The organism is Janthinobacterium sp. UMAB-60 (assembly GCF_900095235.1).
Classification (GTDB): Bacteria; Pseudomonadota; Gammaproteobacteria; order Burkholderiales; family Burkholderiaceae_D; genus Janthinobacterium.
Genome location: NZ_LT607547.1, coordinates 1 through 209, shown reverse-complemented (window position 1 = coordinate 209; position 209 = coordinate 1). Strand labels below are relative to the sequence as shown.

Annotated in this window: 1 protein-coding gene; it reads right to left on the bottom strand. The window is 50.7% G+C overall.

The features are described 5' to 3' along the window. Positions 1 to 209, bottom strand: a 209-nt coding sequence (locus K0F86_RS27245) for a hypothetical protein (RefSeq protein WP_219137222.1), incomplete at both ends; no start/stop codon positions are given.

Sequence of the window (209 nt, the reverse complement as noted above, 5' to 3'; positions counted from 1 at the left end):
GTAGAGCGCAACCTTGCCAAGGTTGAGGTCGAGAGTTCGAGCCTCTTCTCCCGCTCCAGTTTTCTGGATCGTGTCATAGGTAAAAACAGCAGATGCAGCAAAAAGTAGTACTGGCGATGTGATAGAGCTTCTGATACAATGTTGTCCACTGCGGGAGTAGCTCAGTTGGTAGAGCGCAACCTTGCCAAGGTTGAGGTCGAGAGTTCGAG